We start from the raw sequence: 19,558 nt of genomic DNA on the forward strand, positions 1-19,558 counted from the left end.
CGCTCTCAGGGGCGCGGTCCCAGCAGTTGGACGGCGGCGGCCGGCGTCTTGCACGGGGCGAGCAGGTTCGCCTCCCGGTACATCGCCTCCTGACAGGCCGACGCCGGTGTCTCGATGACGTCCGCGACCTCGGCGTACCGCTCGCGCCCGTGCTCGCGTACCCGCTGACGGGCACGCCCTCTCACCTTCTGATCACCGAGGCAGGGGGAATTCCGGCACGGGCGGCCAGGGCTCGCGCCCCCTCCGCGACCCCCACCACTTCATCGGCACAGCCGTGCCTGCCGGACGGGCTCGCAGCCTCTGACACCGACACGCAGCCGAAGGCTCACCACGGCCGTGCCGCACGCGTTCTCCTGCTGTATCACCGGGTGATCGCCGACCGCGCGCCCCGCCCCACCAGGGCGGAACACTCCGGGCAGTCGGAGATGACCGGGTGCACGCAGTGCTCCAGGTGGGCCAGGAACCGGTCAGCCAGTTCGAGGTTCGTGATGTGTTCGGCGATCCGGGCGCGCTTCGCGTTGACCAGGCCGACGCGGTCGGCCCGTTCCCCCGCGGCGAGTTCACCGATTTCGGCGAGTGACAACCCGGCCCGCCGGCCGATTTGGATGAGGCGGGCCCGGCCGACGGCCTGGTCGTCGTAGACGCGATGCCCGGAGGGCAGCCGGCGCGGGGTGAGCAGTCCGATGTCCTCCCAGTGTCGGAGGACATGGGTGGCCACCCCGAGCAGGGCAGCCGCATCGCCGATCTTCAACTCCACTGGGACATCACACTCCTTTACTTCAGGTCGACCTGAAGTTATACCGTCCCGTCATCGAACCCACCACCCGATCGCGAGAGAGACAGGGCTGCCATGTCCGACGCTGTGAGATCACCGACGCTGGCCGCATGCTGTGGCGCGGTCGCAAGCCTGGCCACGGGTCTTGTTCGTCCCCGACGCCCCGACCAGCGGTTCCTGCGCGGCTTGACCGACGCGGGGCTACCGGACACGGCGGTGTCGGTCACCGTGTCCGCACTGAGACAGGTGCCACGGTCCGTGCCCACCGCACTGATCGTGGAGGGGCTGCGGCAGCCGCGGCGCATCGCGAATTCACTGCTGTCCTTCGTGATCACCCACCCGGAAACGACGTTCATCGTGGACCCGGGTGTCTGCCTGGATGTCGACAGCCGCGCCGTCGCGACATTGCCGCCGTTCCTGCGGGTCGCGGTGCGTCCCCCGGCGGACACCGTCGCCACCGTTACCGCGCTGCATGAACTGCCGCGTTCCGGCCTGGATTTCGCGCTGCCGACGCACACGCATTGGGACCACGTATCCGGACTCCTCGATCTTCCCGAACTGCCGGTACATCTGCACCGACGCGAACACGACTGGGTCATGCAGGGCCCGATCGCGCCCGTGGGTGGCGTCCGCGAGGCCCTGCGTGGCCGGGACATCGTCCCGTACGAACTGGACGGCCCGCCGATCCTCACCTTTACCGCCAGCCACGACCTCTTCGGCGACGGTTCCGTCGTGCTCGTCGACCTCGCGGGTCACACCCCTGGCAGCATCGGAGTGCTGGCGCACACGGCAACGGGCTGGGTGCTGCTCGCCGGCGACGCTGCCTGGCACACCGACCAGATCGACCTCATCCGGCAGAAGGCCGGCTACCCCGGCAAGCTCGCCGACGAAGACCGGCACGAGACCTTCCGGACGCTGCACCGCCTGCACGCCGTCAAGGACCGGGTCACGATCATCCCGACGCACGACCACCGCGCGGCCCAGCAGCTGCCGACTTGATCACTCAGAGGGACTCCTGGGGGCACAGAGGTTTCCGGACGACGCGCGCGTCACCCTCTCCCGATCCGCCGCCATGTCCTGGAGAAGCCGAGCCCGGTCGTCGCCGACACCCCGACGCTCACATAACGTCACCAGAGAGAGGGGCCCACGGAGAACGGGCGACAGTTGAATACGCGAGCCCGGCAGTGCCGGGGCCGTCGTCGCTCCAGGAACAGACTTCCACCCACGACAGGTAGCCGGCCCGCGCGAAGGCCAGGACCTCGCCGACGCACTCACCGGACGCGGCGAAGAGCTGCGCTTCCGCCGCCACGACGGTGCCGGGGCCCGTGGGGGCGGGCTCCACCTCGGCGGGGTCGAGTGCGAAGTGGGCGGTACCGCATCCGCAGGTGCAGCGGGAGGTCACGCCGAGGTGGGGCACCTGCCTGCGGAGAGCGGCATGGACGGGGTCGTCGGGGTTCAGGATCAGGTCGAGGACATCGGCCACGTCCGGGGGCAGGCCCCCGGACGTTCCGCTCCTTTCCGTCACTGCGCGGGCTTCCATCCCAGTGCGGGCCCGAGGACGTTCGCCACGTCGTGGAGGATCTGGACGTAGTCCTCGTGCGCGAAGCTGAACGGCAGCGCGAACGCGACCTCGTCGATCTCCCGGAACGCGGCGTGGGCGTGCAGCTGTTCGGCAAGCTGCTCCGAGGTGCCGACCAGGTCGGGGGCGAACATCATGCGCGCGGGTCCCTGCGGGGCGGTGGTGCGGGGCGCCCGGCTGCGGGCGTACTCCTCGTACGTGGCGCGCTGCGCGGGGGTGGCGGAGTCGGTGGGGATGACCACGAGCCCCTGGGAGACGCGGGCGGCGTCTCCGTCGGGGTGGTGCGCGCGGAAGGTCCGGATGTGGGAGAGCTGGATCTCGGCGAAGTCCGGCGACCCGGCGGCGTCCTCCGCCTTCACCACGCTGCTCGTCAGCAGGTTCATCCCGTTCTCGCCCGCCCACCGGGCGGAGCGGAGGCTTCCGGCGCCGTACCACATGCGCTCGCCGAGGCCCGGGGAGTGCGGTTCCACGCGGTCGGAGAACACCTCGATCCCCTCGGTGCCGCTGAAGGCGGTGACCCGCTCGCCGCGTACGAAGTCGAGCAGCCGGCGTACCCGGTCGTGGCCGAAGTCCTCGTCGGCGGCCGTGTCCGGGTAGAGCGCGTCCTTGACCCGGTCGAAGTGCATGGGCGGGCCCACGCTGACGCCCGGCTCCAGGCGGCCCCCGGAGAGGATGTCCACGGTCGCCAGATCCTCGGCGAGGCGGAGCGGGTTCTCCCAGCCGAGCGGGACGACGGCGGTACCGAGGTGGATGCGGCTGGTGCGCTGGGTGGCCGCCGCCAGGACGGCCATGGGTGAGGAGATGCCGTACTGGAGGTGGCGGTGCCTCACCCACGCGCTGTCGAAGCCGAGCCGCTCACCCAGTTCGATGATCCGCAGGGTCGACTCGTGGCCGGGGCGCGGGTTCGCGCCGTCGAAGAGACCGATCGTGAGGAACCCGAGCTTGCGCAGCGGCTTCGAGGTGGTCGGCACGCGTTCCTCCGTCGTCGTTCACAGCCTCCTGCCGGTCGGCGGAGCCGTGCCCATTCTGGCAGGCGGGGCGGGTCGGAAGGTGGCGGTGGTGTTGCGGGATCGGGCCCAGCCTGGACCGCACGCCGCCGGACACGCCTCCGCCCCGGCAGGGTCATCCCTGGCCGGGGCGGAGGCGTCGGTACGGCGGGCGTTACGAGCACTCAGGCGGTGCGGGCACTCACCCGGGGGGCCGGATCAGGCGAGGGTCGCGATCGCCTGGTTGAAGGTGGCCGACGGGCGCATGACGGCGGCGGCCTTCTCCGGGTCGGGCTGGTAGTAGCCGCCGATGTCGACCGGGGAGCCCTGCACCGCGTTCAGCTCGGCGACGATGGTGTCCGCCTGCTCGGTGAGGGTCTTGGCCAGCGGCGCGAACGCCTCGGCGAGCTGGGCGTCGGCGGTCTGCGCGGCCAGCTCCTGCGCCCAGTACAGCGACAGGAAGAAGTGGCTGCCGCGGTTGTCGATGCCGCCGAGCTTGCGGCTCGGGGACTTGTCCTCGTTCAGGAACGTGCCGGTGGCGCGGTCCAGGGTGTCGGCGAGGACCTGGGCGCGGGCGTTGCCGGTGGTCACCGCGAGGTGCTCGAAGCTGACGGCCAGGGCGAGGAACTCACCGAGGCTGTCCCAGCGGAGGTAGTCCTCCTTGACGAGCTGCTGGACGTGCTTGGGGGCGGAGCCGCCGGCGCCCGTCTCGAAGAGGCCGCCGCCGTTCATCAGCGGGACCACGGAGAGCATCTTGGCGCTGGTGCCCAGCTCCAGGATCGGGAAGAGGTCCGTGAGGTAGTCGCGCAGGACGTTGCCGGTCACCGAGATGGTGTCCTCGCCGCGGCGGATGCGCTCCAGCGAGAAGGCGGTGGCCTCCTCCGGCGACTTGATCGAGATGTCCAGGCCGTCCGTGTCGTGGTCGGCGAGGTACGTCTTCACCTTGGCGATGAGGTTGGCGTCGTGCGCGCGGGTCTCGTCCAGCCAGAACACGGCCGGGACGCCGGTGGCGCGGGCGCGGGTGACGGCCAGCTTGACCCAGTCCTGGATCGGCAGGTCCTTGGTCTGGCACATGCGGAAGATGTCGCCGGCGCCGACGGTCTGCTCCAGGACGGCGTCGCCCTTCGCGTCGACCACGCGGACGGTGCCGGTGACCGGGATCTCGAAGGTCTTGTCGTGGCTGCCGTACTCCTCGGCCTTCTGCGCCATCAGACCGACGTTCGGCACGGAGCCCATGGTCGACGGGTCGAAGGCGCCGTTGGCGCGGCAGTCGTCGATGACGACCTGGTAGACACCGGCGTAGCTGCTGTCGGGCAGCACCGCCAGGGTGTCGGCCTCGTTGCCGTCCGGGCCCCACATGTGGCCGGAGGTGCGGATCATGGCCGGCATGGAGGCGTCGACGATGACGTCGCTGGGGACGTGCAGGTTGGTGATGCCCTTGTCGGAGTCGACCATCGCGAGGGCCGGGCCCTCGGCGAGCTCGGCCTCGAAGGAGGCCTTGATCTCGGCGCCGCCCTCGGGCAGGGAGTCCAGGCCCTTCAGGATGCCGCCGAGGCCGTCGTTCGGGGTGAGGCCGGCCGCCGCGAGCACGTCGCCGTGCTTGGCGAAGGTGTTCGGGAAGAAGGCGCGGACCACGTGGCCGAAGATGATCGGGTCGGAGACCTTCATCATGGTGGCCTTGAGGTGCACCGAGAAGAGGACGTCCTCGGACTTGGCGCGGGCGAGCTGCGCGGTGAAGAACTCGCGCAGCGCGGCGACGCGCATGACGGCGGCGTCGACGACCTCGCCGGCCAGGACCGGTACGGAGTCGCGCAGCACGGTGGTGGAGCCGTCGTCACCGACGAGCTCGATACGGAGCGAGCCGTCCTCGGCGATCACGGCGGACTTCTCGGTGGAACGGAAGTCGTCGACGCCCATGGTCGCGACGTTCGTCTTCGAGTCGGCCGTCCAGGCGCCCATGCGGTGCGGGTGGGCCTTGGCGTAGTTCTTGACCGACGCGGGGGCGCGGCGGTCGGAGTTGCCCTCGCGCAGCACGGGGTTGACCGCGCTGCCCTTGACCTTGTCGTACCGGGCGCGGACGTCCTTGTCCTCGTCGGTCTGCGGGTCGTCCGGGTAGTCCGGGAGGGCGTAGCCCTGCGCCTGGAGCTCGGCCACGGCGGCCTTGAGCTGCGGGATCGAGGCCGAGATGTTCGGCAGCTTGATGATGTTGGCGCCCGGCGTCCTGGCCAGCTCGCCCAGCTCGGCGAGCGCGTCATCGATACGCTGGTCGGCCGTGAGACGCTCCGGGAAACTGGCGATGATCCGGCCCGCGAGCGAGATGTCGCGGCGCTCGACCGTGACACCTGCGGTCGAGGCGTACGCCTCGACGACGGGCAGGAACGAGTACGTCGCCAGCGCAGGGGCCTCGTCGGTGTGCGTATAGATGATGGTCGAGTCAGTCACCGGGTGCTCCGCTCCACGTCTGCAACATTGCTTGACATCAAGATATCTCGTGACCGGTCCGGTCTCCACAAGGGACCCCGTACCCGCGCGCTTCCGCCCCGGTCCGCCCGCCGGCGGAGGCCGGTCCCGATGTGCGGGACCGGCCTCCGGCAGATCGTCCCGGTCAGGCGTCCCGGGCGTCCTTCCGGCCGCTGAGCAGGGCGTACAGCACGAGCGACGAGGCGAGGCCGACCGCCCAGCCGTAGTCGGCGAGGGGCTTCAGGAAGAAGACGATCCCGTCCTCGGGGAAGGGTCCCGCGCCGGGTGCGGAGTGCGAGCCGCCGACCGCGAGGAGTCCGCCGACGAGGAAGGCGACGACGGCCCTCCAGTTCCATCCGCCCCGGTACCAGTAGCGCCCGCCGGGCTCGTAGAGGTCCGGCAGGTCGAGCACCGTACGGCGGACGTACCAGTAGTCGGCGATGAGGATGCCCGCGACCGTCCCGAGCAGACCGCCCACCAGGCCGAGCCAGGTGTAGATGTACAGCTCGGGGGTCTCGGTGAGCTTCCAGGGCATCATCAGCACCCCGACGACACCGGTGACGAGCGCCCCGGTCCGGAAATTGATCAGCTTCGGCAGGGCGTTGGCGAGGTCGTAGGCGGGCGAGACGACGTTGGCCGCGATGTTCACGGAGATGGTGGCGACGAGCACCGTCACCAGGCCGAAGAGCAGGCCGAAGACGTTGTCGGTCCGCGCGACGAGCTGGACCGGGTCCCAGATCGCCTTCCCGTACACGGCCTCGGAACCCGAGGTGACGAGGACGGAGAGCAGCGCGAAGAACGTCATGGTGGTCGGCAGGCCGAGCGTCTGTCCGCGAACCTGGGCGCTCTGGCCCGCGCCGAAGCGGGTGAAGTCGGGGATGTTGAGGGACAGGGTCGACCAGAAGCCGATCATGCCCATCAGGGACGGGAAGAAGACCGGCCAGAAGTCGCTCCCCCAGCCGAGCCGGGAGGGCTGGTCCAGCAGGGGGCCGAAGCCGCCGGCCTTCACGGCGATCCAGACCAGCAGCACGAGGGCGCCGACGATCACGAACGGTGCGGCCCAGCTCTCGAACCGTCGCAGGGTGTCCATGCCCCGGTGGATGATGGCGAGTTCGAGGACCCAGAAGAGGACGAAGCAGAGCCAGAGCGTCCACGGCTGGCCGCCGATCGGGGCGGCGCCGGCCCAGCCGCCGAAGATCTTGCCGAGCAGCGTGAAGACGCCCACCCCGCCGATCCAGGTCTGGATGCCGAACCACGCGCAGGCGACGGCCGCACGGATCAGGGCCGGCAGGTTGGCGCCGCGCAACCCGAAGGAGGCGCGGGCCAGCACGGGGAACGGGATGCCGTACTTGGGTCCGGCGTGTCCGGTCAGCAGCATCGGCAGCAGCACGATCACGTTGGCCAGCGCGATGGTGAGGACGGCCTGCTTCCAGTCCATGCCGAGGGCGACGAGTCCCGAGGCGAGCAGCCAGGACGGGATGTTGTGCGCCATCCCGATCCAGAGGGCGGCGAAGTTGTACGTGGTCCAGGTGCGCCGCTCCGGGGGGACGGGGAGCAGGTCCTCGTTGACGTAGGACGGGTGGCCCGGCACGTATCCGGGGGCGAGGGCGCCCCGGTCGGACGGGTCGGCGCCGGCGGGCGTCCCGCCCGACGGCGGCTGCTGGGGTCGAGGGGTGGGCGGGGTGGTTGCTGTCATGCGGCTGGACCCTTCGCTCGGAGGTGGTGCCGTGCGGGGCGCGGGGTCCCGGGCCGGGCGTCGTGCGGGGCCCGGGACGTACGTACAGCCGGTGCGGGTGCGCGGGTCTGGTCTGGTCTGGACGCGGAACAGGTGCTCCGGTCGACGACGCGGTGCGGGTGCGGCGGTCCGGGGTCAGCCGGCGAGGGCGGGGATGACCGTCGATCCGTAGGCGTCGATGGTGGCCTCGCGGGCGTCGTGCATGTCGTAGACGGCGAACTGGTCGACCCCGAGGTCGCGCAGGACCCGCAGCTTCTCGATGTGCGCTTCGGCGGGGCCGAGCAGGCAGAACCGGTCGACGATCTCGTCCGGTACGAAGGCGGTGTCGGGGTTGCCGGTCCGGCCGTGGTGGCTGTAGTCGTAACCGGAGCGGCCGGCGATGTACGCGGTGAGGGCCTCGGGCACCAGTCCGGAGTGTTCGCCGTACCGGGAGACGAGGTCGGCGACGTGGTTGCCGACCATGCCGCCGAACCAGCGGCACTGCTCGCGCGCGTGGTCGAGGTCGTCGCCCACGTAAGCCGGGGCGGCGACACAGATGGTGACCGAGTCGGGGTCCCGGCCCGCCTCCGCCGCCGCGTCCCGCACCGCCTTGATCATCCACTCGGTGAGGAACGGGTCCGCGAGCTGGAGGATGAATCCGTCGGCCTTCTGCCCGGCGAGCGCCAGCGCTTTGGGCCCGTACGCGGCCATCCACACCGGGAGCCTGCCGTCCTTCACCCACGGGATGCGGACCGGCTGCCCGTCGACGGACGCCTCGCGGCCCTCGGCGAGGTCGCGGATGACGTCGATCGCCTCGCCGAGCCGGGCCAGCGTGTTGGGCCTGCGGCCCGCGACCCGCATCGCGGAGTCGCCCCGGCCGATGCCGCAGACGGTGCGGTTGCCGTACATGTCGTTCAGGGTGGCGAAGGTGGAGGCGGTGACCTCCCAGGCGCGGGTGCCGGGGTTGGTGACCATGGGGCCGACGACGAGGCGCTCGGTGTGTTCGAGGATGCGGCTGTAGATGACGAAGGGCTCCTGCCAGAGCACCGCCGAGTCGAAGGTCCAGCCGTACGTGAATCCGTTGTGTTCGGCGCGACGCATCAGGCCGACGACGGACGAGGCGGGCGGGTCGGTCTGGAGGACGAGTCCGAAGTCCATGTCGCTGCTCCCTGGTCCATTGCACGAAGGATGGCGCGGGGGCGGACGGCCGCGGCCGCCCCGGCCGGTGAACTTCCGCCCGTCGCGGGCGAGTCCGCCCGACAGGGGCACTGCGGGCACGACGCCCACCAGTGACGTTCTCCGGCGGAATCCTTCCATATCGGACCATGCCGGCCCCTGTACGACGGCGCCTCGGACGCGAGTCGCGGAGCGATGATTCTGGACCGCTTTCCCCACCTTGGGAAGAGGGAGCGGGGAGCGGGTGGTGAGGCCTGGGCCGCACCACCCGCGCGCACTCAGCAGGTCGGAACGCCGGGGAGCCAGCCGGCGGCGTTGTCGATGTAGATGTTGGAGATGTAGCCGCCGTAGTCGGGCAGGTAGGACCAGGCGTCGTTGCTGTATCCGTTCGACTGGACGAGCTGGCCGTGCACCTGGCACTGCACCCGTACGGTCGTGGGTCCCGCGAGCTGGGCGACCCGGGTGGAGGCGCTGGTGGCCTGCTGACGGATGTTGACGTCGGCGCCCCAGGTCGGGAAGGACTTGGTCGCGGCACCGGCGCCGGTCCACAGGTATTCGACGGTGACATAGCCGTTGTTGTTCAGGCCGACGTTGTAGAACGTGCCGTCGGCGAGGTCGATACCGGCCGGGTTGAGCACCCTGCGTCCGGACCCGTCCAGACCGCCGTTGTACCCCTCCAGGTACGCGGCCTGCGCCTCGGGCTTGCCTTGCGGGAGGTCCTTGAAGGACTCCCGGGCGGAGGACAGGTTCCAGTAGTCGTCCTTGGTGTTCCACGGGCCGACGTCCCACACCGGGGCGGTCTCGCAGCGCACGGGGCCGCAGACCTTGACCGAGTACTGGGCGCTGCCCTTCGGGGAGAGGCCGCGCCGGGACGGCAGGGCCACGAAGTGGTCGGAGGCGGTGATCACGTGCCCGTTGGCGGTGGTGCCGCCCACCAGCCCCTCGCGGGTCGCGTAGACCGTGGTCGTGAGGGACGCGGCGGCCGTGACGGACCGGGGCGCGTCGACGTCGAGTTCGGCGCTCAGGGACAGGGAGCGGACGCTCGGCGCGGCGCCGTCCGGGGCGGCGACCAGCAGGATCCGGGTCTGCACCCGGGTGACGGCCCGCGGCAGCACGGCGGGGGCGCCCTCGCTCGCCTCCCGCCACTCGGTCCACTTGCCGAGACCGTCCTGCCCGCGCACGTCGACCACCACCTCGGACCCGGCGGGGAGCGTGACGTCGACGTCCGGGGTGATCCGGTCGACGGCCCGGTCGAGCTCGTGCACGGGGAGGAGGACCGCGGCCTGTCCCCGTGGGGAGCGCGCGGAGGCGGGCCGTACGTGGTGGTCGCGGAGGCGCAGCACCCCGTCGGCACGGCTGACGTTGGTCTCGTCACCGGTGGGCGCGGACAGGTCCGCCCGCCAGGTGACGCTGCCGAGCGGGGTGTCCCGGGGTGCGGCGTCGCGGGCCGCGGCGGGGCCGGCGGCGAGCGAGAGGGCGGCGAGGGCCAGCAGGGAGACCGCGGCGGCGGGTCCACGGCGGACGAGGCGCGCGGCGGAGCGGACATCCGGGTCGCGGGGTACGGACACGGGCAGGGGGGTGGGTCTCTGGTCACGGCGCATGGTGCGCCTCCTTCTCGGTGGGGGCGGGGAAGGACTCCCGGACGGCAGGTACGCCCGGGAGGGTGGTGGCGGTGGTGGCGGTGGCGCCCGTGTCGTCGTGGAACGACGGCCGCGGACCTCTGCGACCGGGATCCGGGACGGCGCCTCCTGCGGGGGTCCGGGCGCACCGGGCCGGCGGCCCGGTGACGGTGTGACACGTGACCGCCACGGTGGTGCCGTCCGGGGCGGCGCGCAAGCCATTCGTTCCTGGTCGAAGGAGGCCTGCGCACCCTTGCCGCCGGGGCGGGGCCCCGCTACCTTCCGCTTCTCCTGACATGCATGCGTCAGTTCCGCAATGCGCGTAGAGTTCCGCCGGGCGGGCGCCGACGAACGCCCCCGACCACCGGGGGTGGGCCGTGCTACGGGTGGAGTTCACACACCAGGAGCTGGCCCGATTGCGTCTCGCCCCGGACGTGGACCCCCTGTGGGAAACCGCGCTGAGCCTGCATCTGCTCCAGAACCGCCAGGCGCCCCTCGCGTTCGGGGGATGGCGCCGTGAGGTGACCGGGGCGCTGCGGCGGTCCGGGCTCGTCCCCGCGACCCGCACCCTGATGCGGCTGTGCCCGGACCGCTCGTACTTCCCCGACTTCCTGACGCCCGGTCGCGGGGACACCGATCTCGACACCGGGCTCGAACGGCTGCTCTCCACCCCCCGACCGCGACTGCGCGCCGAACTCACCCTGCTGTACGCCCACACCGGCAGGCCCGTCCCGGCCGCCGTACACCCCCTGGCCGACGGCTCCCCCCGGGCCCTGCGCCGGCTCGCCTCCACCCTGCGCGCCTACCACCGGGTGGCCGTCGCGCCCTATCTCGACGCGATCCGCGAGCAGGCGACGGCCGACCGGGCCGCGCGCGCCGAAGCCGTCCTCAGCCACGGCGCGGAGGGCCTCCTCCTCGGGTACGACGAGCTGCCCGGGTGGCACTACCGGGACCGCACACTGTCCACTCCGTACCCGAAGGACCGCGAACTCGCCTTACGGGGGCGGGCACTGACCCTTCTGCCGGCCTTCTTCTGCGTCCGCTCCCCGATCACCCTCGCCGACGAGGAGCTGCCCCCCGTCCTCGTCCACCCGCTCTCGCCCGCGCCCGGCTGGCTCGAACGCCGGCGCCACGGCGGCGACGCCCCGGCGGCGCAGCTCATCGGAGCCTCCCGCGCCGAGCTGCTGCGGATCCTGGACCGCCCGATGACCACGATGGACCTCGCGGCGGCGCTCCGGCTCGCACCGTCGACCGCCAGCAGGCACGCCACCGTGCTGCGGGAGGCGGGGCTGCTGCTCTCCCAGCGCCAGGGAGTACGGGTGCTCCACCACCGCACCCGGCTCGGCCGGGCGGTACTGGAGGGAGCGCTGCGGTGAGGCCGGCCGGGCCGCCCCGCTCCGGACAGTGGCCGCCACCGCCAGATCGGCGACGCCGCCCCTGTGACCTGCGGAACAATCGGAGCGGGATGCCGGTGCGGCACGACCGTGCCGACATCTCCCCGTAACGCGGCGGCCAGTACAGTTACCAGAATGGTGACCCTCAGGGAGCAGATTATCGCCGACCTCGGCGTCAGGACGGCAGTGGAACCGAAGGTGGAGATCCGGCAACGGGTCGACTTCCTCAAGGACTACCTGCGGTCGACCCCGGCCAAGGGCTATGTGCTCGGGATCAGCGGCGGGCAGGACAGCACGCTGACCGGCAAGTTGTGCCAGCTCGCGGCCGAGGAACTGCGGGCCGAGGGGCACGAGGCCACCTTCCTCGCGGTGCGGCTGCCGTACGGCGTGCAGGCCGACGAGCACGACGCGCAGATCGCGCTGGAGTTCATCCGGCCGGACCGGTCGGTCGCGGTGAACGTCAAGCCGGGCGCTGACACCGTGGCCGGGGAGGTCGCGCGCGGGCTGGCGGAGCTGTCGGAAGGGGAGCCGGAGCTCCGGGACTTCGTGCGCGGCAACGTCAAGGCCCGTGAGCGCATGGTGATCCAGTACGGACTCGCCGGACAGCTGGGGCTGCTCGTCGTGGGCACCGACCACGCGGCCGAGGCGGTGACCGGCTTCTTCACGAAGTACGGCGACGGAGGGGTGGACCTCACTCCGCTCACGGGGCTGACCAAGCGTCAGGGCGCCGCGCTGCTGAGGGAGTTGGGTGCCCCGAAGAGCACCTGGGAGAAGGTACCGACGGCGGACCTGGAGGACGGCCGCCCCGCGTTGCCGGACGAGGTCGCGCTCGGTCTGAAGTACTCCGAGATCGACGACTACCTGGAGGGCGCGGAGGTCGCTCCCGGGGTCGCGGCGAGGCTGGAGTCGATCTACCTGGCGTCGAGGCACAAGCGCACCGTCCCGGCCACCCCGCTCGACGACTGGTGGAAGGACTGACCTGGCCGGACACGGCGGAACGGCGCGCACGCGGCTGAGACGCGTACCCGCCGATCGCCGGCGGGCGCTGTCCCCGGCCCCGCGGAACAGCCGCGGGGCCGGGGACGCGCCTTCGATCCGGACGGTCCGGTCCGGTCGGGACAGCCCTCAGGCGACGGTCACCGTGCCGACGACGATCCGGTGGTCCGAGCAGGCCGCCACACCCGTGCAGGACGTGGAGATGGCGAGTGAGTCCTCGCTGTACGAGCCGGCCAACGCGCTCTCACGGACGAAGATCAGGTCGATCTTCGCCTTGCCCCCGCACGGCGGTGCCGCGCCGGGGGTACCGTCCGCCGTCCACTCCCCGTAGCCGAGGCAGTTGCCCGTGTCGTTGTCGTCGAGCTCCCGGTACGCGCCGGTGTTGTCGCCGTTGTTCGGCACGTCGAGGCTCGGGGCGTAGAACGGGTTCAGTCGGCCGTAGTGCGGCTGGGCGTTGAAGTCGCCCGAGATCAGGACCGTCTCACCGGCGGCGTGATAGGCCTCCAGCTTCTGCCGCACCGCGTCCAACTGGGCCACGTTGAACGACTGGTTCGTGGTGATGTGCGTCGTACAGAACCGGATCGCGGGGGTGCCGGACAGCGGCGCGCACAGCAGGTTGCGCTTCTCGGCCGAGCCGTCGTCCGGCAGCGCGATACGGGCCGCGGTGCCCGGCGGCTGCTTGCTGAACAGTGCGTTGCCGAACTCCTCGCCGTTGCACACCGAGGAGTTGCCCGCCGGGCGGCTCGGTTCGAAGCGCGCGAAGTTCTGCGTGTCCGCGGGCCAGCCCTTGGCGCGCAGCGCGGTCACCAGGGCGTCGTACTGGCCCTTGCACAGTTCGTTGAACCCGGCGAAGTCGGCCGCCCGGTTCACGATGGACGCGGCCGCCTGATCGACCATGCCGTCGGTGGTGGAGCCGTCGTGGATGGTGTTCCCCGCCACGTTCCACTGCCACACCGTGTACGCATGCGGTGTCGCCGCCTCGGCCGGTACCGCTACCGTCGCCGGCGACAGCACCGCGGCCAGCGCTCCCGCGATCACGAATCGGGCGCCACGTCGTCGGATGTCGTGAAGTCCCATCGTCAGTCCCCCTCCTTGTGCCCGGCCGCCCGGCGGCCGGACGCCGCACCGCGCCGGCACGGTGGTGATGGTAAAGCGTGTCGCGAAAGGAGCGCCGTCCGCCCTGAGGGCGGGTCCGGCGGCGTCCGGTGCGTGCGATCGCACGGGCCGTTCCATCGTCGCCATCTTGTGACCAGGGGTGATGTTCCACCACATCTAAGGGCAGGCTAACCTAAGCCACATGAAAGCTGGTGAGAGCACTTCCGGCACGGCGTACGCCCCTTCGGCTGCCGACGTGCCACAGACGCGCGGTCACGGGCTGTCCGCGAACGCGGTGACCGTCGCCTACGGCCGGACGGACGTCGTGCACGCGGCGAGCCTGGCCCTGCGGCCCGCCGAGGTGACCGCTCTGGTGGGGCCCAACGGCAGCGGGAAGTCCACGCTGCTGCGTACGCTCGCCCGACTCCAGAACGCCCGCAGCGGCTCGCTCACCGTGGACGCGGGCACCGAGGAGGCCACCGACGGCTTCGCGCTCGGCGCCCGCGAATTCGCCAAGTGCGTCGCACTGCTGACGCAGTCCCGGTCCACGCCGGGCGGCCTCAGCGTGCGGGACGTGGTCGAGTTCGGCCGCTACCCGCACCGGGGCCGCTGGGGTCGCCCCGACCCGGACGGCACCGCCGCGGTGGACCGCGCCCTCGCCCTCACCGGTGTCGAGGACCTCGCCGATCGGGGCGTCGAACAGCTCTCCGGCGGGCAGCTCCAGCGCGTGTGGCTGGCGAGCTGTCTGGCGCAGGAGACCGGCGTCCTGCTCCTGGACGAACCGACCACCTACCTCGACCTCCGCTACCAGGTCGAACTCCTCGACCTGATGCGCGATCTCGCCGACTTCCACGGCATCGCCGTGGGTGTCGTGCTCCACGACCTCGACCAGGCGGCGGCAGTCGCCGACCGGGTCGCTCTGCTTCACGCGGGACGCGTCGTCGCCGACGGCGCACCCGAGGACGTGTTCACACCGGAGCTGCTGTCCGACGTCTACGGCATCCGTATCGACGTCGACACCGATCCGTCCACGGGCCGACTGCGCACCCGCGCGATAGGCCGCCACCACTCCAGATCCGAAAGGCTCAGCACCTCCTCATGAAGCGTCACCTCCTCGCCGCGGCCACCGTCGCCGTCGCCGCTCTCTCGCTGACCGCTTGTGGCACCTCGGAGCCGTCCACGGACGACTCCGCCGCCTCCGCGACGCCCGCCTCCCAGAAGATCACCGTCACCGACGCCACCGGTACCAAGGTGACCCTCGACGGGCCCGCGACCAAGGTCGTCGCCACCGAGTGGAACGTGATCGAGGACCTGGTCACGCTGGGCGTCGCCCCCGTCGGCGTGGCGGACGTGAAGGGGTACGCCGCGTGGAACACCGCGGCCCCGCTCACCGGCAGCCCGAAGGACATCGGTACGCGTGGCGAGCCGAGCATGGACACGGTCGCGGCCCTCGCGCCGGACCTCGTGGTCGCCACCGACGACCTCTCCCCCGACGTCGTCGCGCAGCTGCGCAAGGTCGCCCCGGTCATCCAGGTGACCTCCGCCGACGGCGCCGACCAGGTCGGCACCATGACCAAGGGTCTCGACCTCATCGCGCAGGCCACCGGCAAGACCGCCGAGGCCGACACGGTGAAGAAGGAGTTCGAGGCGAGCATCGCCGAGAACAAGAAGGCCCTGGAGGACGCGGGTCTCGGCGGCGCCTCGATCGCCTCCGCCGACGGTTACGTCGACGCCAACCAGGTCTCCGTGCGCGCCTACACCGCCAAGTCCCTCCTGGGCGCGGTGAACGAGCAGCTCGGCCTCAAGAACGCCTGGACCGTCGAGGGCGACAAGGCCTACGGCCTCGCGACCACCGACGTCGAGGGTCTCACCAAGCTCGGTGACGTCCACTTCACCTACGTCGCCAACGACGTGGACGGCGACGCGTTCGCCGACAACCTGTCGAAGAACGCGGTCTGGAAGTCGCTCCCGTTCGTCAAGGACGGCAACGTGCACCGGCTGCCCGACGGCGTCTGGATGTTCGGCGGTCCCCGCTCCATGGAGGCGTACGCCGACTCCCTCGTCGACGCCCTGACGAAGAAGTAGCGCGCCGTGGCCGTCATCGACAACACCGCGGTCGGCCGTGACCGCACCGCCGCGGCCACGACGGGCGCGGTCGCGGTGACGGCCGGGCTCGTGCTGCTCGTCCTGGTCCTCGCCGTCGTCGACATCACCCAGGGCACCGCGGACGTCGGCGCGTCGCAGGTGTGGGAGGCGCTCCTCGGCCGGGCCGACGCCGGGGACTCCTCCGTCGTCATCGCGTCCCGGCTGCCGCGCATGGTCGCCGGCATCCTCGTCGGGCTGGCGCTCGGCGCGGCCGGTACCGCCCTCCAGGCGGTCAGCCGCAACGTCCTCGCCGCGCCGGACACCCTCGCGGTGAACGCCGGTTCGTACCTGGCGCTCGGCGTGGTCGCCGTCACCGGTGTCTCGCTGCCGTTCCTCGCCTCCTCCGGTGCCGCGTTCGTCGGCGGCCTCGCCGCCGCTGCCGTGGTGCTCGGGCTGTCCGGGCTCGGCAAGGGGACGGTACGCCTGGTCCTCGCGGGCAGCGCGCTGATGCTGGGTCTGAACGCGGTGACCGAGGCGCTGCTGCTGCTCTTCCCGCAGAAGACCGAAGGTCTCTACCGGTGGGGGCAGGGCGGCATCGGACAGAACGGGTTCGACGGGGTCCAGCAGATGCTGCCGGCCGTCGTGGTGGGACTCGTCGGGCTGCTGCTCGTCGCCCGCCGGGTCGACGCGCTCGGCCTGGGCGACGACGCGGCGCGGGGACTGGGGGTGCCCGTCCGGGGGACCCGGATCACCACCGTCGTGCTCGCCACGCTGCTCTCCGCGGCGGCCGTCACGCTCGCCGGGCCGATCGGCTTCGTCGGTCTCTGCGCACCCGCGCTCGTACGCCCGCTCGCCCGCCGGTTCCGCGGCCTCGTACGCTTCCGGGTCGGCATGCCCGTCGCCGGGCTGATGGGTGCCGCGCTGATCCTCGGCGCGGACGTGGCTCTGCGGGCGCTGGTGCCCGCCGACCTCGCCGTGGAGGTGCCCACGGGCGTCGTCACGACCGTGGTCGGCGGTGTCTTCCTGGTCGCGATGGCGCTCCGCACCAAGGACACCGCCTCGGCGGAGGCGCCGGACCGGCTGCGGATTCCCGGCCGGACGGCGTACCTGGTGACCATGGCCGTCCTCGTCGTCGCCCTGCTCGGCGTGGTCGTCGCGGCGGTGCTCGTCGGCGACGCGAAGCTGCTGCTCGGGGATGTCGTGAACTGGGCGCAGGGGAAGTCCGGACGGGTCGTCACCTACGTCCTGGACACCCGGTTCCCCCGCGTGCTGGCGGCCCTCCTCGCGGGCGCCGCGCTGGCCCTGTCCGGCACGCTGGTGCAGGCGGTGACCCGCAACCCGCTCGCGGAGCCGGGCATCCTCGGCGTCACGGGCGGCGCGGGACTGGGTGCCGTACTGGTCGTCACCACCGTGACGGCCGCGAGTTCCTGGGTGATCGCCGGGGCGGCGTTCGCCGGGGCGGCCGTCGCCTCCGGGCTCGTCTTCGGACTGGCGGCGCGCAGCGGTTTCGGACAGAACCGTCTGGTCCTGCTGGGCATGGGCGTGTTCGCCACCACCACGGCGCTGATCAGCCTGGTCATCGTGCTCAGCGACCCGTTCGACACGACGCGGGCGCTGACCTGGCTCTCCGGCTCCACCTACGGCCGGAACATGCCCGACGTGCTGCCCGTCGCGGTGGTGCTCGCGGTGGGCCTCGTCTGGTCGGTGGTGCGCCGCCGGGAGCTGGACCTCGTCGCACTGGACGAGAACACCCCGAGGCTCCTCGGTCTGCATCTCACCCGGGCCCGGCTCGGCTTCCTGGTCGTGTCGGTGCTGCTCGCGGCCTCCGCCGTCGCGGCGGCCGGGCTCATCGGCTTCGTCGGTCTGGTCGCCCCGCACGCGGCGCGCGCGCTGGTCGGCCGACGGCACGCGCGGGTCGTCCCGGTCGCGGTGCTGCTCGGAGCGATCCTGGTCTGCCTCGCGGACATGGCGGGCCGCACGGTGATCGCCCCGGCGCAGCTCGGCGCGGGCCTGATGACCGCGGTCATCGGTGCCCCGTACTTCCTCTACCTGCTGGTCCGTACCCGCCGCTGAGCCGCCCGCGTACGCCCCGCCTTCCCGGTCGCCTTTCCCGGGGAGGCGGGGCGTCCGTGCGTCCGGGCCCGGCCTCAGTGGGCGAACTGGCAGATCCCGCGCGGCAGGTAGGTACCGTGCCCCGCGTGTCCGACGTACGCGTGGTTGTCGATCACGGTGACGCCGCGCGAGATCACGGTCTCCACCCGGCCGGTCAGGCGCTTGCCCTCGTACGCCGAGTAGTCGACGTTCATGTGGTGGGTCGCGGCCGAGATCGTCTGTTCGGCGTGCGGGTCGTAGAGGACGATGTCGGCGTCGGAGCCGGGGGCGATGGTGCCCTTCTTCGGGTACAGCCCGAACATCCGGGCCGGGGTGGCGCAGGCGATCTCGATCCAGCGCCGGAGACCGATGTGCCCGTCGACGACGGCCTGGTGGAGGAGGTCCATCCGGTTCTCCACGCCCGGCATGCCGTTGGGGATCTTCGAGAAGTCGTCCCGCCCCATCTCCTTCTGCCCGTTGAAGCAGAACGGGCAGTGGTCGGTGGAGACCACCTGGAGGTCGTTGGTCCGCAGCCCGCGCCAGAGCGCCGCCTGGTGCTCCTTCGGGCGCAGCGGGGTGGAGCAGACGTACTTGGCGCCCTCGAAGCCGGGTTCGGCGAGGTTGTCGGTCGACAGGAAGAGGTACTGCGGACAGGTCTCGCCGAACACCGGGTGGCCCTCGTCCCTGGCCCTGGCGATCTCTGCGACGGCCTCCTCGGCCGACACGTGCACGACGTAGAGGGGTGCCCCGGCCACCTGGCTGAGCTTGATGACCCGGTGCGTGGCCTCCGCTTCGAGCAGCGCCTTGCGGACCTCACCGTGGTAGCGGGGGTCCCGTTCGCCGCGCGCGAGCGCCTGCTCGACCAGGACGTCGATGGCGAGGCCGTTCTCGGCGTGGGTCATCACCAGCCCGCCGTTGGAACCGGCCTGCTGCATGGCCCTCAGGATCTGGCCGTCGTCGGAGAGGAACACCCCCGGGTAGGCGGTGAAGAGCTTGAACGAGGTGACGCCGGCCGAGACGAGCTGGTCCATCTCCTTGAGCGAGGAGGCGTTCACGTCGGACATGATCATGTGGAAGCCGTAGTCGATCGCGCACTTCCCCTCGGCCTTCTCGTGCCAGGCGTCGAGCCCGGCCTTGAGCGAGCCGCCCTTGGACTGGATGGCGAAGTCCACGATGGTCGTCGTGCCGCCCCAGGCGGCGGCCAGGGTCCCGGTCTCGAAGGTGTCGGAGGCGTACGTACCGCCGAAGGGCATCTCCATGTGGGTGTGGGCGTCCACCCCGCCCGGGATCACGTACTTTCCGGAGGCGTCGATCCTCCGCCCGGTCCAGCCCTCGGCCACGTCGCTGCCGTGGGCGGCGAGCGCGATGACGCGGCCCCCCTCGATCAGCACATCGGCGTGGATCTCGTCGGACGCGGTGACGACGAGACCGCCGTGGATCACGGTGCGGCTCATGTGCCTCTCCTCGCTGTGCCGGGAAGGGACCGGACCCTCGGGGACGGGATCCGGTGCGTGGTCCAGAAGGGAAGCCGCGGGACCCGCGGCTTCCCCGGGGGCTGTCCCGCAGTTCCTGGCGGGTGCGCGACGCA

At 71.7% G+C, this 19,558-nt stretch carries 16 protein-coding genes; 6 read left to right on the plus strand and 10 right to left on the minus strand.

Going from position 1 to position 19,558, the window contains the following annotated elements:
* Positions 1 to 5: 5 nt before the first annotated feature.
* Together OHT52_RS02630 and OHT52_RS02635 are read right to left on the minus strand one after the other, a co-directional pair.
* Complete coding sequence (locus OHT52_RS02630; RefSeq protein WP_328718472.1) at positions 6 to 185, minus strand: hypothetical protein; 180 nt, start codon at positions 183 to 185, stop codon at positions 6 to 8.
* 176 nt (positions 186 to 361) lie between these two features.
* Positions 362 to 757, minus strand: a complete 396-nt coding sequence (locus tag OHT52_RS02635; protein WP_328718473.1) for a MerR family transcriptional regulator — start codon at positions 755 to 757, stop codon at positions 362 to 364.
* 93 nt (positions 758 to 850) lie between these two features.
* Here OHT52_RS02635 and OHT52_RS02640 point away from each other — a divergent pair, with 93 nt between their 5' ends.
* Positions 851 to 1,774: an MBL fold metallo-hydrolase gene (locus tag OHT52_RS02640; protein ID WP_328718474.1), complete on the plus strand. Its 924-nt coding sequence runs from the start codon at positions 851 to 853 to the stop codon at positions 1,772 to 1,774.
* A gap of 118 nt (positions 1,775 to 1,892) precedes the next feature.
* Here OHT52_RS02640 and OHT52_RS02645 read toward each other — a convergent pair whose 3' ends face one another.
* From OHT52_RS02645 to OHT52_RS02670, 6 genes are all read right to left on the minus strand, one after another.
* The gene (locus OHT52_RS02645; RefSeq protein WP_328718475.1) at positions 1,893 to 2,300 is read right to left on the minus strand and encodes a hypothetical protein; all 408 of its coding nucleotides are present in this window, start codon (positions 2,298 to 2,300) and stop codon (positions 1,893 to 1,895) included.
* Entirely contained in the window at positions 2,297 to 3,325 is a 1,029-nt protein-coding gene (locus OHT52_RS02650) for an LLM class flavin-dependent oxidoreductase (RefSeq protein WP_328718476.1), read from the minus strand. The genes OHT52_RS02645 and OHT52_RS02650 overlap by 4 nt, the downstream gene beginning before the upstream one ends.
* A gap of 234 nt (positions 3,326 to 3,559) precedes the next feature.
* The gene (locus tag OHT52_RS02655; protein WP_328718477.1) at positions 3,560 to 5,782 is read right to left on the minus strand and encodes an NADP-dependent isocitrate dehydrogenase; all 2,223 of its coding nucleotides are present in this window, start codon (positions 5,780 to 5,782) and stop codon (positions 3,560 to 3,562) included.
* Between the two features lie 163 nt (positions 5,783 to 5,945).
* Entirely contained in the window at positions 5,946 to 7,496 is a 1,551-nt protein-coding gene (locus OHT52_RS02660; protein ID WP_328718478.1) for an NCS1 family nucleobase:cation symporter-1, read from the minus strand.
* 174 nt (positions 7,497 to 7,670) lie between these two features.
* Positions 7,671 to 8,672, minus strand: coding sequence for a TIGR03842 family LLM class F420-dependent oxidoreductase (locus OHT52_RS02665; RefSeq protein ID WP_328718479.1), 1,002 nt, complete (start codon positions 8,670 to 8,672; stop codon positions 7,671 to 7,673).
* Positions 8,673 to 8,968: 296 nt separating this feature from the next.
* The gene (locus OHT52_RS02670) at positions 8,969 to 10,291 is read right to left on the minus strand and encodes a hypothetical protein (RefSeq protein ID WP_328718480.1); all 1,323 of its coding nucleotides are present in this window, start codon (positions 10,289 to 10,291) and stop codon (positions 8,969 to 8,971) included.
* 404 nt (positions 10,292 to 10,695) lie between these two features.
* Here OHT52_RS02670 and OHT52_RS02675 point away from each other — a divergent pair, with 404 nt between their 5' ends.
* Both OHT52_RS02675 and nadE read left to right on the plus strand, forming a co-directional pair.
* Positions 10,696 to 11,685 (plus strand): ArsR/SmtB family transcription factor, encoded by a 990-nt coding sequence (locus OHT52_RS02675; protein WP_328718481.1) that lies wholly within the window; start codon positions 10,696 to 10,698, stop codon positions 11,683 to 11,685.
* A gap of 153 nt (positions 11,686 to 11,838) precedes the next feature.
* On the plus strand, positions 11,839 to 12,681 hold the full coding sequence (nadE, locus tag OHT52_RS02680) for an ammonia-dependent NAD(+) synthetase (protein WP_328718482.1): 843 nt from the start codon (positions 11,839 to 11,841) through the stop codon (positions 12,679 to 12,681).
* A gap of 147 nt (positions 12,682 to 12,828) precedes the next feature.
* On the opposite strand, the gene OHT52_RS02685 is transcribed toward nadE, so the two are convergent.
* Positions 12,829 to 13,776: an endonuclease/exonuclease/phosphatase family protein gene (locus OHT52_RS02685; protein WP_328718483.1), complete on the minus strand. Its 948-nt coding sequence runs from the start codon at positions 13,774 to 13,776 to the stop codon at positions 12,829 to 12,831.
* A 220-nt stretch (positions 13,777 to 13,996) separates the two neighbouring features.
* On the opposite strand from OHT52_RS02685, the gene OHT52_RS02690 reads away from it, so the two are divergent.
* Genes OHT52_RS02690 through OHT52_RS02700 form a run of 3 tightly spaced genes read left to right on the plus strand, consistent with a single transcriptional unit; the run spans position 13,997 to position 17,952 of the window.
* The gene (locus OHT52_RS02690; protein WP_328718484.1) at positions 13,997 to 14,896 is read left to right on the plus strand and encodes an ABC transporter ATP-binding protein; all 900 of its coding nucleotides are present in this window, start codon (positions 13,997 to 13,999) and stop codon (positions 14,894 to 14,896) included.
* The gene (locus tag OHT52_RS02695) at positions 14,893 to 15,879 is read left to right on the plus strand and encodes an ABC transporter substrate-binding protein (protein WP_328718485.1); all 987 of its coding nucleotides are present in this window, start codon (positions 14,893 to 14,895) and stop codon (positions 15,877 to 15,879) included. Before OHT52_RS02690 ends, OHT52_RS02695 begins: the two co-directional genes overlap by 4 nt.
* A 6-nt stretch (positions 15,880 to 15,885) precedes the next feature.
* The gene (locus OHT52_RS02700) at positions 15,886 to 17,952 is read left to right on the plus strand and encodes an iron ABC transporter permease (RefSeq protein ID WP_328718486.1); all 2,067 of its coding nucleotides are present in this window, start codon (positions 15,886 to 15,888) and stop codon (positions 17,950 to 17,952) included.
* A gap of 74 nt (positions 17,953 to 18,026) precedes the next feature.
* Here OHT52_RS02700 and hydA read toward each other — a convergent pair whose 3' ends face one another.
* Positions 18,027 to 19,424: a dihydropyrimidinase gene (gene hydA, locus OHT52_RS02705; protein ID WP_328718487.1), complete on the minus strand. Its 1,398-nt coding sequence runs from the start codon at positions 19,422 to 19,424 to the stop codon at positions 18,027 to 18,029.
* Between the last annotated feature and the right edge of the window lie 134 nt (positions 19,425 to 19,558).

Source organism: Streptomyces sp. NBC_00247 (assembly GCF_036188265.1).
Lineage (GTDB): Bacteria > Actinomycetota > Actinomycetes > Streptomycetales > Streptomycetaceae > Streptomyces.